This window comes from Microlunatus panaciterrae, assembly GCF_016907535.1.
GTDB lineage: Bacteria > Actinomycetota > Actinomycetes > Propionibacteriales > Propionibacteriaceae > Microlunatus > Microlunatus panaciterrae.
On the sequence record NZ_JAFBCF010000001.1, the window covers coordinates 696,507 to 710,274 of the forward strand.

Sequence of the window (13,768 nt, forward strand, 5' to 3'; positions counted from 1 at the left end):
TCACTCACCGATAGGACGAAGGTCCCGGGCTTCTTCACCGGTAGCTTCTGCCGGATGACCGCCTGCTGATCCACGTTCCGGCGGTGTGCCGGAGCATCGACCCGATGCTGTCCAGCGAGCCGATCACCGCGTCGCCGTCGGTGTCGAGCGCGAACTCCACCGCCGCAGCGACCTTCGGCCCCATTGACCCGGCGGCGAACAGCGCCGGGTCCAGCTCGTCGGGATGGGCGCTGGCCAGCAGCCGCTGCCGAGGCGTCCGCCAGTCCTCGAAGACACCGTCGACATCGGTGGCGATGATGAGCAGATCGGCTTTCAGGTCCCGGGCCAGTACGGCGCTGGTGCGGTCCTTGTCGATCACCGCCTCGACGCCCGTCAGCCGGCCGGTGGCCTGGTCCTGCACGGTGGGGATACCACCTCCGCCGGCACAGATGACCACGGCGCCCTTCTCGATCAGCCACTCGATCGGCATCAGTTCGACGATCCTCATCGGTCTCGGCGACGGCACCACCCGTCGCCAGTAGCGGCCGTCCACCCGTACCGCCCAGCCGCGCAGTCGTGCCAGCTCGTCGGCCTCGGACTCGGTGTAGACCGGCCCCACGAACTTCTCCGGCTCGGCGAACGCAGGATCGTCCGGATCCACCTGGGTCAGGGTGACGACGGTGACCACCGGACGTCCGTCCGGCAGGACGTTGCGCAGCTCCTGCTCGATCAGGTAGCCGATCATGCCCTCAGTCTGGGCACCGAGAACGTCGAAGGGATAGCTGCTCAGGTCGTCATAGGCCGCGGCCTGGAGCGCCAGCAGGCCGACCTGTGGACCGTTGCCGTGCGAGATGACCAGCTCGTGCCCGTGCAGCAGCGGTCCCAGACCGTTGCAGGCGGCAGCGATCGAGTCCCGCTGGTTCTGCACCGTCATCGGCGCGTCCCGGCGGAGCAGGGCATTGCCACCCAGCGCGACGACGACCCGCATCACGTATGTCCCAGTGTCGCGACCAGCACTGCCTTGATCGTGTGCAACCGGTTCTCGGCCTGGTCGAAGACGATGGAGGCGGGCGACTCGAACACCTCGTCCTCCACCTCGAGAAAGCTGCGCCCGGTGCGCTCGAACAGCTGCCGACCGAGCACGGTGTCGAGGTTGTGCAGCGCTGGGAGGCAGTGCATGAACCTGACCGCAGGGTTTCCGCTCGCCGCCATCACCTTCGTGGTGACCGCATAGTCGGAGAGCAGGCTGACCCGCTCCTGCCAGTGCTCGGGCGCCTCGCCCATGGAGACCCACACATCGGTGTAGACGAAGTCTGCGCCGCGCACGCCGCGGGCGACATCGGCGGTGGGGTGCAGCCTCGCCTTGGTCTCGGCCGCGACCGTCAGCGCTGCACTGATCACCGAGGTCGGGTTCCACAGACTTTCGGGCGCCACCATCCGCACGTCCATGCCCATCATGGCGCCAGCGACCAGCAACGAGTTGGCCACGTTGTTGCGGGCGTCTCCGAGGTAGGCGAAGGTGATCTCCGAGGCGGCTTTGTGGGCATGCTCGGTCATGGTCAACATGTCACAGAGCGACTGAGTGGGATGCCACTGGTCGCTCAGCCCGTTCCACACCGGGACTCCCGCGGCCTGTGACAGCTGCTCGACCGAAGCCTGGTCGAAACCCCGGTAGGCGATGGCGTCATACATCCGCCCCAGCACCCGGGCCGTGTCCCTGAGGGACTCCTTTCGTCCGAGCTGAGACCCGGCCGGGTCCAGATAGGTCAGGTGCGCCCCCTGGTCATGGGCCGCCACCTCGAAGGCGCACCGGGTCCGGGTCGAGGCCTTCTCGAATACCAGCGCGAAGTTGCGCCCCTGCAGCTGCCGGAGCTCGCGACCGGTGCGCCGCTCGATCTTCAGGCGTGCGGCGAGCCGCAACAGACCGCGCCACTCCGCCACATCGAAGTCGAGCTCCTTCAGGAAGCTTCGACCGTACAGGTCCGGGTGGCTCCGGTGCGAGGCGCCCGGCGGAACGGGGACGGCGCTCGACATCATGGCTCCTCTGTGGTGGTCCGACCCCTCGAGGATCCTCTCCGGCAGTGCTCGCCGGTCAGAGGAGAAGGTCCCGTCTCAGGCTCGGCCGGCCACCCAACTGCCCGTCAGAGGTTGGCGATCACACCGAAGCCCAGGATCGCCGCCCCCGCCCCGATCATGATCACCCCGAAGGCCGTTCCGGCTGCCTTGTTCGCCCCCTGCGCCCAGGCGAACAGCAGCGGAAGGTTCGGCTTGATCCGTCGGGCATCCCAGATGGACCAGATCCCGATCCCGATCATCAACAGCGCCGTCAGACTGACGAACACCACGATCACTATTTCCATCTCACGACTCCTCCCAGTCCTGACTCTGGTGAGAGTGCCTGCAGGGAACGGCAGATACCTGGACCGGGGGAAAGCGTCCCGTCATCTCGAAGAAAACTCTGACTTTCCCGGCTCATCCTTGCCGTATGACCTCGCTGGCTCCGGCACCTCCTCGGCACGCACGTCCGAGCCGAACCCGGCACTCCCGCGTTCGCAGGCGCCGTTCGTCGGTCGGAGCGCTGCTGGTGCGGCTGTTCATCGTGCTCAGCTGCGTTCTGGTGGCACTGCTCTGGTGGGCCAGCACACCCGGGACGCCGGACGTCACTCCTGGCTCAGCACTGACCTCGCTGGGCGAGCTGACCGGCATGATGGCTGGGCTGCTGGTGTGCGTGCAGGTCCTGCTGGTGGCCCGGGTTCCCTGGCTCGAGTCCGCGGTCGGGCAGGACCATCTGGTGAGCTGGCACCGAAGCCTCGGCGGCAGCGTCCTGCTGCTGACCGTGACGCATGTCCTCCTGCTGCTGGTCGGCGGTGAGCTGGTCGACCGACGGATGCCGTGGTCGGAGTTCTGGACCGTGATGCTCACCCAGCCGGACGTGCTCACGGCAACGATCGGCACTGCTGCGCTGATCCTGGCCGGGATCGCCAGCGCGCGGTTCGCCCGCCAGCGCCTGTCCTACGAGGCCTGGTACTGGCTGCACCTGACCACCTACGTCGCGGTCTTCCTCACGTTCGGACACCAGATCAACGCCGGAGCCCACTTCGCCGGCAACCCGTGGAGTCGGCTGCTGTGGACGGGCCTGTACCTGGCTACGGCCAGCGCGGTAGTGACCTGGCGCATCCTGCTGCCGTTGCGTGCCGTGCTGAGGCACCGGGTGCGGGTGGAAGCGGTCGTCGAGGAGTCGGTCGGGGTCGCCAGCATCTGGCTCCGCGGCAGGCACCTGGAGGAGCTGAACACCCGGGCCGGACAGTTCTTCCTGTTCAGGTTCCTGGCGCCCGGCCACCTGTGGACCGCGCATCCGTACTCCGTGTCCTTCGTCCCGCACCGGGACCAGATGCGGATCACCATCGGCGCGCTGGGTGACCACTCCTCGGCGGTGACAGGCATCCGGCCAGGCACGTTCGTGATCATGAACGGCCCTTTCGGCCGCTTCACCGCGGACCGGGCCGGGTCGGACAAGGTCCTGCTGGTGGCCGGTGGGGCCGGCATCGGCCCGATCCGGGCCCTGGCGCACGACCTGTCGGTCCGCGGACATGATGTCGTCGTGCTCCACCGGGCCCGTTCCGCCGACCACCTCGCGCTCGGCCCCGAGTTGGCTGCGCAGGATGAGATCACGTTCCTTCCGGTGCTCGGTCGGCGGCGGGACCTCCGACACGACCCGCTGTCTGCGGGCTCGCTGCTCGCGATGGTGCCCGACGTCAGGGAGCGCGAGGTCTTCGTCTGCGGCTCACCGGGCCTGTCCGAGACGGTTTCCACGGCTCTGCGTTCGCTCGGACTGCCCGAGCGGCACATCCACCGGGAGGAGCTGAGCATGTCATGAGGGATCGACGCCTACAGGGGGCCCTGGTCTACCTCGCCGTCCTGGGCGCCTCGGGTGCGGTGTTCGGGCTGAAGACATACGCGCCCTCGACGGTCGCCACCGAGCAGCCTCCGGCGGCAACCGCCCCCGCCCCCGGCGGTGCCTCGACCGCGGAGCCGTCGACCGGGTCCACCGGAAAGGGCCGCCACTCCCTCCGCCCCCGGCACGCCCGGGCGGTGGTGAGCACCGTCACCGGAGCGGTATCCCCGACCCCCTACGGACCCGTCCAGGTGTCGGTGACCTTCCGAGGTGCGCGGATCACCGACGTCAGGGTGCTGCAGACACCGGACCGCGACGGCCACAGCCGAAGCATTGCGGACCGGGCGGTGCCCACGCTGCATGACGCGGTGATCGCGTCCCAGTCGGCACGGATCGACACTGTGTCGGGAGCCACCTACACCTCGCAGGGTTATGCCAGGTCGGTTCAGTCGGCCATCGACCAGCATGGGCGCTGACCATGCGGCACAGCGAACTGGTGATGGGGATCCCTATGTCGGTCGACATCCGCGCCGACGACGAGGAGACCGGGTTCCTGACCGAGGCGGTTCAGGCCGCCTTCTCCCTGTTGCACGAGGATGACCGCCGGTTCAGCCCGTTCCTGACCGACAGCGAGGTCAGCCGGGTCAACCGCGGCGAGCTGACTCCCGCCGTCGCGAGTCCGCTGCTCCGGCAGGTGCTGTCGCTGGGTGCCCGGCTCGAGGACCAGACCGACGGCGCCTTCAGCTGCCGTCGGCCCGACGGCTCGCTGGATACCAACGGAGTCGTCAAGGGGTGGTCGGTGCAGCGGGCGGTCGACGTACTGATGAGCCGGGGGCTGACCACGTTCTGCTTCAACGCCGGGGGCGACGTCGTGGTCCGCGGTGAACCCGAGCCTGGGCGCCCCTGGCACGTCGCCGTCCGGTCGCCCGAGGACGCGCACCGCCCGCTCGCCGTCTTCGCCCTGCGGGACCAGGCGGTCGCCACCTCGGGCGGCTATGAGCGTGGCGAGCACATCTGGGACGGGCGGACGGGACGGGCTGCCCGCAGCCTGTGCTCGGTCACCGTCGTCGCGTCCGATCTGACCACCGCCGACCTGCTGGCGACGGCGGTCTATGCTCTCGGAGCGGACGGTGTCAGCTGGGCGGCGGAGGCCTACCAGTGCAGCGTGTTGGCGGTGACCTCGGCCGGTGACCTACAGGCGTCCGGGGACGTCGAACGGCTCCTGGCCGGATCCGGCGGCGGCACCGAGCCTTCCTGAGACGTCTCCGTCGTCATACCCCTGTGGGTATATGCTGGATCACGAGCGGAAGGAAACCCACCATGGGCTATGCCCTGACGACCACAGTCAACCAACCGTACGACCCCACCGTGACCCGGGTGCGGGCCGCCCTGGCCGAGCAGGGCTTCGGCGTGCTGACCGAGATCGACATCCGAGCCACCCTGCGCGACAAGCTGGATGTCGAGGTGCCACCCCAGGTGATCCTGGGCGCCTGCCGACCTCCGCTGGCCCACGCCGCGCTGCAGGCCGAGCCGTCGATCGGGCTGCTCCTTCCCTGCAACGTCGTCGTCCGTGCGCTGGACGACACGACGACGATCGTCGAGGCCGTCGACCCGCAGGTGATGGTCGCGATGACCGACAACCCTGCGTTGCAGGCGGTTGCCGATGAGGCCACCAGTCGCCTGACGGCGGCCCTCGACAGCCTCGCCTGAGCTCAACACCCCGACCCGAAGGACGTACCCCTCATGGTTCAGCTCGACCCGGACTCCGTCAGCGCCATCACCAACCGACTCAAGCGCGCCCAGGGGCAACTGGCCGGGGTGGTCCGGATGCTCGAGGAGGGACGTGACTGCGAGGAGGTGGTGACCCAACTGGCCGCCGTCAGCCGGGCCCTCGACCGTGCCGGGTTCGCGGTGGTGGCCGACGGGCTGAAGCAGTGCCTGACCGAGGGCGGCGCCGACAGCCTCGACACCAAGAAGATGGAGCGTCTTTTCCTGTCGCTGGCCTGAGACTCGCTGCTTCACCTATTGTGTGGGGTCTGAAGGCCCAGCACCAGGAGCGCGATGCACCGGTTCGAACCGACCTTGTCGGCGACAGTGCCCGATGGTTGGTTCGTCAAGGAGTCCCTCACCTTGTTGGCCCCGGACGGGCAGGCCAACATCATCGCCTCCAGTGAGCCAGTGGCGGACGGTCTCGACGCACTGCAGTACGCCCAGGTCCAGGGGGACCTGTTGCGCAAGGAGTTCCCGCACTATCAGGAGCACCATTTCGGCCCGTCTCCGGTGCTCGGCGGCCGGCCCGGGTATCTGCGCGAGTTCTCCTGGGTGCCGCCCGACGGCCAGAGCGTCCGCCAACTCCAGCTGTACTTCGCTGCCTCTGGTCGGGCCTACACCGCCACGGCCACCACCGCGAGCCAGCAGTTCCACCGCTACTACGACGTGTTACGGGTGGCGCTCGACCAGCTGCTGCTCCGCGGAACGGCTCCGTCGGAGGACGGGCCACGGCCTCCGGTCCAGCCGTCGCCTCCGTCCGTGCCCAGCTCTCCCTGGACCCCGCTGCCGGTGGACCTGTTGGACGAGCCTCCACAGCCGCCTCGCTTCGATCTCGTAAACGACCTTCCCGCTCCGGCCGTCCCGGGCATCGCTCCACCGCCGCTGCCGATGCCTCCCGGCGGCGCGATCACCGAGTCAAGGCCGGTGGCGCCCTCGGACGGCCTGGTGGAGCCGGTGCTCGCTGTGGATCTGTCCGATCTGCGTCCGTGGCGCAGCAGGCTCCATAGCGAGCTGCCGGCGCCCTGGTCCGCAGCCGTGATCATGGAGCAGCACGGGCCGCCCCGGACCGACGGTGGAGCTCTGCTCGACGACGACTTCTTCTGGGTCAAGGCGATGCTTCTTCCGGAGCACTCGCTGCAGCCGCTCCAGCAACCGGCCCAGTTGCAGAGCCGGCTCAGGGTCCTCCATCGCCGCCAGCTGCCGTGGGACCTCCGCATCCCCCTGCAGCCGTACTGGACGGACGTCGGTGGCCTGCCCGCCGTGCTGGACGGGTTCGCCCGGACCGTGGGCGGGCCGCCGGCGGCCTTCAGCCTGTCGGCCGAGGTCAGCAGTGGGCTGGGTCTGTCGGTGATCGCAGCCACGTCGGCTGGGCGCCAGGAGGCGCTGATGCGGGTCGCCCTTCCGCTGGCAAGACGCAGCGTCGCCCGTCAGGGCAGCCTCGAGTGGACGGCGCCGCCCGGTTGGTCCACCCGCGAGGAGCTGGTGTTGACCACCGACACGCTACGTGCCTCAGCCACCCTGGTGCCGCTGGCTGCCGGGCAGGACCTGAGCGGTTGGACGAACGAGGTCTTCGCCCGAGCGCCGTTCCTGCGCGACCAGCAACCGCTGGCGGAACGTCCCGTCTCCGTTCGAGGCATGCCGAACGCTCGGCTGCACCGCTTCGACTGGCAGCCGAGCGGAATGGGCCGGCTGCTGACCAGCGTCGCCGTCGGGACCGTCGACGGTCTGGGCTTCAGCTTCGTGCTCGAGGTGCCACTGCACGGGTCAGAGACTGCGCTGATGATCCAGGCCGACGAACTGCTGTCACACCTGTCGGTGGCCTGACCCTCTGGACCCACACGCGTAGCAGGTCTAGTGTCCGAATCAGCGACTGCTTGGCCTGTTACGCAGCCACTCGGTTGGGCAGCCCTCGATCATTGACGAAGAGAGGCTATCGATGTTTCCCACCACACAACGCCGAATGGGTGTCATTGGGCTGGGCCTCGGTTTCGGACTCGCGCTTTCCGGCTGTGCCGGCTTCGGCAACCTGGGCACTCAGCCGGGAGTCACGACAGTCACGCTGGCCAGTGTCAACAACCCGCAGATGCAGGACATGGCCCAACTGCTGCCGGAGTTCAACAAGCTCCATCCGGAGATCAAGATCAACATGATCTTCATGGAGGAGAACGACCTGCGCAACGCGGCCACCAAGGACGTTGCGACTCAGGGCGGCCAGTACGACATCATGACCGTCGGTGCGTACGAGGTCCCCATCTGGGGTCAGAACCGCTGGTTGGTGGACCTGACCGACCTGGCCGCCAAGGACCCCAGCTATGACGTCGCCGATTTCTTCAAACCGGTCCGGGACGGGGTGTCGTACGACGGTCGACTGTATGCGGTGCCGTTCTACGGCGAGTCGTCCTTTCTGATGTATCGCAAGGATCTGTTCCAGCAAGCGGGTATCACGATGCCGGAGCGACCGACCTGGGACCAGGTCGCGGAGTACGCAGCCAAGCTGAAGGACCCGAGCAAGGACCGGGCGGGTATCTGCCTGCGGGCCAAGCCGGGCTGGGGCGAGATGTTCGCCCCGCTCACTACGGTGGTCAACACGTTCGGCGGCCAGTGGTACAACATGGACTGGCAGGCACAGGTCAACTCCCCCGGCTTCACCGACGCGGTGAAGTTCTACATCAAGACGCTCGACCAGTCCGGCGAGGGCGATCCGGTTTCGTTCGGGTTCACCGAGTGCCTGAACCTGTTCAGCCAGGATCGCGCGGCGATGTGGTACGACGCGACGTCGGCGGCCGGCTCTGTGGAGGATCCGAAGAACTCGAGGGTGGCCGGCAAGGTCGGCTACGTGCGGGCTCCGGTCAAGCTGACCCAGAACTCGGGCTGGCTGTGGTCGTGGAACCTCGGCATCAACGCCAAGTCCAAGCACAAGGAAGCGGCCTGGGAGTTCGTGAAGTGGGCCACCTCGAAGGACTACGCCAAGCTGGTCGGATCCACCCTCGGCTGGTCACGCACTCCTCCAGGGACGCGTAAGTCGACGTACGAGATCCCCGAGTACGTCCAGGCGGGTGGCGACTTCGCACCGCTGACCGCCAAGATCATGAACGAGGTCGATCCGACCAAACCGGGCGTGGATCCGCAGCCGTGGGTCGGCATCCAGTATGTGACCATCCCGGAGTTCCAGGATGTCGGCAACCAGACGTCCCAGCTGCTTGCAGACGTGATCGCGGGCAGACGTACCCTCACGGCCGCGCTCGACGAGGGTCAGAAGATCGCCCAGCGAGCCGGCAACAACCAGAAGAAGGGTTGAGATGACGAGCGCGGTGGAGGAGACTCCGACGATCCAGCCGCCGATCACGGCGGCGAAGAGCAAGAAGGTCAGTCTGGCTGATCTGAAAGGCCAGGACCTCGCCCAACGCAAGTTCGCACGGAAGCTGATCGCCCCGGCCCTCGTCGCGGCGATCCTGATCACCCAGATCCCTTTCCTGGCCACGATCTACTACTCCTTCCAGGACTGGAACCTGGCTCGACCACAGGAGCGCTCTTTTGCTGGCTTCAGCAATTACGTGGCGGTCGTCACGAATGGCGCCTTCCTGCCGTCCATCTGGGCCACGATCCGGATCGTCGGCGGGTCGATGATCCTGTCGCTGCTCCTGGGCCTGGGACTGGCGATGCTGCTGGACCGGGAGTTCAAGGGCAGGGCGCTGGCGCGTACATTGTTGATCACCCCCTTCCTGGTGATGCCGGCAGCGGCCGCGTTGATCTGGAAGTACTCGCTGCTCGAGGTCAACACCGGAATGGTGAACTGGGGCCTGGGCCTGCTGGGCATCCCGCCCATTGCCTGGAACACCGATCACCCGGCGCTGACGATCGTGTTCACACTGACCTGGCAGTACACACCGTTCATGATGCTGATCCTGCTGGCCGGACTGCAGTCTCAGGCCGGTGACATCCTGGAGGCGGCCAACGTCGACGGCGCCGGCGCGCTCCAGACGTTCCGGTACATGACGCTGCCGCACCTTCGGACCTATGCCGAGTTGGCCATCCTGCTGGGTACGGTCTTCATGATCCAGGTGTTCGACCCGGTCAACATCATGACCAAGGGAGCCGGTAACACCAAGACCATCGCCTATCTGCTGTATGAGCGCGCCTTCATCGGCCAGCAGGTCGGAGAGGCGGCCGCCTACGGCGTCATCACCGTGATCCTCACGATCCTGTTCGCAACCGTGGCGCTCCGAACGCTGTTCAAGATCTTCACCGAGGAGGCCCGCTAATGTCCACAGCGGTCGAAACCCGATCCCAGACTGCTCCGCCGGCCCGAAGCGAGCGCACCGGGCCGAACCCGTTCAGCCGGCGCAAAGTGGTCGGCTACCTGATCACCGTGCTGACCTGGGTGCTGGTGTTCCTCTTCTTCTTCCCCGTGTTGTGGATGATCGTCACCAGCTTCAAGAACGAGGGGCAGGCGGCCTCGTTCCCACCCCAGTTCATCTTCACGCCCACCCTGGATCGCTATGCCGCCGTGTTCGACCGCGGCATGGGGCTGTATCTGCTGAACTCGTTCGTCCTCGCGGTGCTGTCCACTGTGGTGGTGATGCTGCTCGCCATCCCTGCGGCCTACGCGTTGTCGGTCCGGCCGATCATCCGATGGCAGGACGGCTTGTTCTTCTTCATCTCCACCAAGTTCATGCCCGTCGCAGCGTCGATCATCCCGGTCTTCCTGCTGCTGCGCACGTTCGGCCTGCTGGACAACCTGTGGGCGCTGGGCTTCCTCTACATCGGTATCAACCTGCCCCTCGCGGTGTGGATGATGCGATCGTTCTTCGCCGAGGTGCCGATCGCAGTGGTCGAGGCGGCCCAGATCGACGGTGCGAGCTACAGCCGCGAGCTGTGGCGGGTATCGCTGCCGATCGTCGCCCCGGGTGCGGCGGCGGCGGCGCTGATCTGCTTCATCTTCGCCTGGAACGAGTATTTCCTGGCCAACCTGCTGACGGCGGTCGTGGCTCGCACCACGCCGCCGTTCCTGGGCAGCTTCGTCGACGGCCGGGGCCAGTTCCTGGCAATTCTGTCGGCGGCCTCGACCATCGCCGTCCTGCCGGTGATCGTCGCCGGTTGGCTCGCCCAGAAGCGGCTCGTCCGTGGCCTCGCCATGGGTGCTGTGAAATAGATGCGGGCCATCGTCTTCCGAGCCCCGGCGAGCTGGCGATCGAGGAGCGCTCCGATCCGGTGCCCGGGCCGCGTGACGTGCTGGTCCGAGTGGAGGCGGTCGGCATCTGCGGCACGGACCTGCACGTCTTCAACGGCGAGTTCGCGCCCACGGTCTTCCCCATCGTTCCCGGGCACGAGACGTCCGGGGTGGTCGAGACGGTCGGCGAGGCGGTCAGAGAGCTCAGCCCCGGCGACCTGGTCAGCGTCGACCCCACCCTGACCTGCGGGGAGTGCAGCTTCTGTGCGGTCGGACGGTCGAACCTGTGCGAGAACTGGAACGGGTCGGGCGTGGCCCGCACCGACGGCTCGACCGCCGAGCTGGTGCTCGCACCCGTGCGCAACGTGCATCGGCTGCCCGACGGGGTCGACCTGGGGCTCGCCGCGCTGATCGAACCGCTGTCCTGCGCGATCCGTGGCTACGACCTGCTCCCCCGCAGACTCGGTGAGCACTATCTGATCTACGGCGCGGGCACGATGGGCCTGATGATGGCCCAACTCGCCCCGCGCGCCGGGGCAGCCTCAGTGGTCGTCGTCGATCGCAACCCCGACCGGCTGCAGGCCGCCAAGGACGTCGGCGTCGAGCAGGTCGGGCTCTCCGCCGACGAGGTCGCCCGGCGGGGTGGGTTCGACGTCGTGATCGACTGCACCGGCGTGGTCGCCGCGATCGAGGACGGCCTGGGCCGCGTGCGCAGAGGTGGGGTGTTCCAGCAGTTCGGCGTGGCTCCCACGGACGCACGGGCCACCTTCTCGCCCTTCCGTGTCTACAACGACGAGCTCACCATCCTCGGATCAATGGCCGTGCTGAACACCTACCAACGGGCGGTGGAGATGTTCGCCGCGGGCGTGCTGAACGCACAACGCATGGTCAGTCATGCCTTCTGCCTCGAGGACTACGCCGACGCCCTCGAGATGTTCCGCGCCGGCGCCGGCCGAAAACTGCAGATTCGACCTCAGGCCTCCGCCTCGCTGCAGCTCCTGTGACCTGTTCGGGTCAGTTCAGGCGGTAGAGGACGCGAGCCCAGTGGGAGCCGACCGGAACCCGGGCCCGGTCGTCCATAACGTCGACCGACCAGCTCTCGCGCGGATCGAAAGCCCCTGCGAGCAGATCGGTCCACACCCCCGGCGTCGGGACCGGAACGTCGACACTCTGGTCGTCATCACCGAAGTTGAGCACCACCACCACGTTCTCCGTCCGTCCGCCGACAAGCGCCGCCCAGCGGTGGTAGATCACCAGCTGACGCTCCTCGTCCACTCCCACACCGACCGGGTCGAAGCGCGTCTGCCACTCCTCCCAGACCGCCGGGAACATCTGCGCCGAGCGCAGTGCCGGGTGGTCGCGCCGAAGGGTCGCCATCCGGCGATGCAGGGCAGTCAGGCTGCGCCCGATCGGGTCGTAGCGTCGCCGCCACCGCAGCGGCCGGCTGCTCACCCGGCGACCGGTGTTGTGGTCGTCCTCGGGCAGGAAGTGCTCCTCACCGAACTCCTGCCCGTTGTGCAGCAGCGGCATCGCCGTCGAGGTGTAGAGCGCGACGACGAAGGGTTGCAGCTTCCACCACCCGCCCACCGCGCCGGTGTTGTCATGCGCTCCGGACTGCCACGCCGCGTGGGAGTGATCATGGTTGCTGAGGTAGAGCGTCGGTACCTTCCCGTCGGCCAGGAACCGCCGGTTGTTCAGGGCGCCGAGCAGCCGGGAGGTGATCCGACCGTTCCACAGCCCGTCGAAGCAGGCGGCGTACAGCGAGTTGTCCCAGAAGCTGGTGGCCGCCGTCTGGTTGGTCACCCGTGCCGCCGACAGGTCGATGTGCTCCAGGCTCAGCGAGAAGTTGCGCTCGCGTCGGTCCAGCGCATGCTGCTCGACGTAACTCAGCAGCTCGGGCAGCCCTCGCACGTCACCGGCGACGAAGTAGTTCACCGTGTTGTCGAGGCGGATGCCGTCGATGCCGAACTCGTCCATCCAGTAGCGGCAGACCTCCGCGACCAGCTCGTTCGTGCAGTCGTTGGCGAAGTCCAGATCCTGCAGTCCCGGAAAGCTGCCGCCGAAGGGACCGGCGGTGAACGGACACTGCTGCGGGTCCCGGTAGAGCTGCTGGTAGGGGAAGTCCCGGCTGACATGGTTGAAGACACCGTCCATGATCACGTGGATGCCCCGTTGATGGCAGGCGCTGACCAGCTGCTTCAGTCGAGACAGCTTCTCGGACGGCTGATCCAGGTCATTGGCATACCTCGTCTCGACGGCGAAGTACTGGAACGGCTCGTAGCCCCAGTCGAACGAGCGGTTCTTCCACGCCGTCCAGGGCATGAACAGGATCGCGTTGATGCCGAGGTCGACCAGCTCATCGAGACGATCCACGACGGCATCCAGTGGTGCCCTGGCGCCGCGGTATTCAGCCGTGAAGTCGTCGATCATCAGCTCGTACTGGTTCAGCTCGGTCAGCGGCAGACGGCCACCCGCCAGTGGCGCCACCGCATTGTCGGCTGCGCTGGTGCCACCGACGACGATGCCGGAGTTCTGGTCGCTCAGTCCGCCGTAGCGGGCGCACGGGTCGGTCACGTACCGCGGCGGCAGGCCGGCGAACTCGACCACGTACTTGTACTCGTAGAAGCCGGCCCGCAAGGGCGCCGAGGTCTGCCCGACCCAGAAGTCGCCGCCACCCGCACGCGGCTGCCGCGCCATCTCGACGCCGTCAACCGGCGCCCAGTTGGTGCCCCCCAGCTGGTCGAGGAAGTCCCCCACCGCGCGGATCGTCGACACCTGCGGGTCGAAGCCGGCCGGAAAGAAGATGCGGAACTCCACGACTCCGTGGTCTGGATCGTCGCCGACCTGCCACGCACCGCACCGCTCGGTCATGTACATGAGCTCTCCCGGAGATCGACGAACGGTCACTGGTCCTCGGCTCGGACGGATTCCGACCAGCCTCCTCGAAAGAGGCG

At 67.4% G+C, this 13,768-nt stretch carries 14 protein-coding genes; 10 read left to right on the top strand and 4 right to left on the bottom strand.

Going from position 1 to position 13,768, the window contains the following annotated elements; translation table 11 throughout:
* Positions 1-34 precede the first annotated feature (34 nt).
* The 3 genes from arcC to JOE57_RS03100 all read right to left on the bottom strand — a co-directional run bounded on the left by arcC (position 35) and on the right by JOE57_RS03100 (position 2,339).
* Positions 35-967, bottom strand: coding sequence for a carbamate kinase (arcC, locus tag JOE57_RS03090; RefSeq protein ID WP_204916341.1), 933 nt, complete (start codon positions 965-967; stop codon positions 35-37).
* Positions 967-2,013 (bottom strand): ornithine carbamoyltransferase, encoded by a 1,047-nt coding sequence (gene argF, locus JOE57_RS03095; RefSeq protein WP_204916342.1) that lies wholly within the window; start codon positions 2,011-2,013, stop codon positions 967-969. The genes arcC and argF overlap by 1 nt, the downstream gene beginning before the upstream one ends.
* A gap of 107 nt (positions 2,014-2,120) precedes the next feature.
* Positions 2,121-2,339, bottom strand: a complete 219-nt coding sequence (locus JOE57_RS03100; RefSeq protein ID WP_204916343.1) for a hypothetical protein — start codon at positions 2,337-2,339, stop codon at positions 2,121-2,123.
* Between the two features lie 125 nt (positions 2,340-2,464).
* On the opposite strand from JOE57_RS03100, the gene JOE57_RS03105 reads away from it, so the two are divergent.
* From JOE57_RS03105 to JOE57_RS03150, 10 genes are all read left to right on the top strand, one after another.
* Complete coding sequence (locus tag JOE57_RS03105; RefSeq protein WP_204916344.1) at positions 2,465-3,856, top strand: ferredoxin reductase family protein; 1,392 nt, start codon at positions 2,465-2,467, stop codon at positions 3,854-3,856.
* On the top strand, positions 3,853-4,350 hold the full coding sequence (locus JOE57_RS03110; protein ID WP_204916345.1) for an FMN-binding protein: 498 nt from the start codon (positions 3,853-3,855) through the stop codon (positions 4,348-4,350). The genes JOE57_RS03105 and JOE57_RS03110 overlap by 4 nt, the downstream gene beginning before the upstream one ends.
* A gap of 2 nt (positions 4,351-4,352) precedes the next feature.
* On the top strand, positions 4,353-5,132 hold the full coding sequence (locus JOE57_RS03115) for an FAD:protein FMN transferase (RefSeq protein WP_204916346.1): 780 nt from the start codon (positions 4,353-4,355) through the stop codon (positions 5,130-5,132).
* Positions 5,133-5,194: 62 nt separating this feature from the next.
* On the top strand, positions 5,195-5,584 hold the full coding sequence (locus JOE57_RS03120; RefSeq protein ID WP_204916347.1) for a DUF302 domain-containing protein: 390 nt from the start codon (positions 5,195-5,197) through the stop codon (positions 5,582-5,584).
* A gap of 33 nt (positions 5,585-5,617) precedes the next feature.
* Positions 5,618-5,881 (top strand): metal-sensitive transcriptional regulator, encoded by a 264-nt coding sequence (locus tag JOE57_RS03125; RefSeq protein WP_204916348.1) that lies wholly within the window; start codon positions 5,618-5,620, stop codon positions 5,879-5,881.
* 54 nt (positions 5,882-5,935) lie between these two features.
* Positions 5,936-7,468: a DcrB/PsbP domain-containing protein gene (locus tag JOE57_RS03130; RefSeq protein WP_204916349.1), complete on the top strand. Its 1,533-nt coding sequence runs from the start codon at positions 5,936-5,938 to the stop codon at positions 7,466-7,468.
* Between the two features lie 112 nt (positions 7,469-7,580).
* On the top strand, positions 7,581-8,942 hold the full coding sequence (locus JOE57_RS03135) for an ABC transporter substrate-binding protein (RefSeq protein ID WP_204916350.1): 1,362 nt from the start codon (positions 7,581-7,583) through the stop codon (positions 8,940-8,942).
* Between the two features lies 1 nt (position 8,943).
* A complete protein-coding gene (locus JOE57_RS03140; RefSeq protein WP_204916351.1) occupies positions 8,944-9,906 on the top strand; it encodes a carbohydrate ABC transporter permease in 963 nt (320 codons plus the stop codon).
* Positions 9,906-10,796 (top strand): carbohydrate ABC transporter permease, encoded by an 891-nt coding sequence (locus JOE57_RS03145; RefSeq protein ID WP_204916352.1) that lies wholly within the window; start codon positions 9,906-9,908, stop codon positions 10,794-10,796. Before JOE57_RS03140 ends, JOE57_RS03145 begins: the two co-directional genes overlap by 1 nt.
* Before the next feature lie 59 nt (positions 10,797-10,855).
* The gene (locus tag JOE57_RS03150; protein WP_338041129.1) at positions 10,856-11,818 is read left to right on the top strand and encodes a zinc-dependent alcohol dehydrogenase family protein; all 963 of its coding nucleotides are present in this window, start codon (positions 10,856-10,858) and stop codon (positions 11,816-11,818) included.
* Between the two features lie 10 nt (positions 11,819-11,828).
* Here the strand turns inward: JOE57_RS03150 and JOE57_RS03155 are convergent, their stop codons facing one another.
* Positions 11,829-13,691, bottom strand: a complete 1,863-nt coding sequence (locus JOE57_RS03155) for an alpha-amylase family glycosyl hydrolase (protein ID WP_204916353.1) — start codon at positions 13,689-13,691, stop codon at positions 11,829-11,831.
* Positions 13,692-13,768 lie beyond the last annotated feature (77 nt).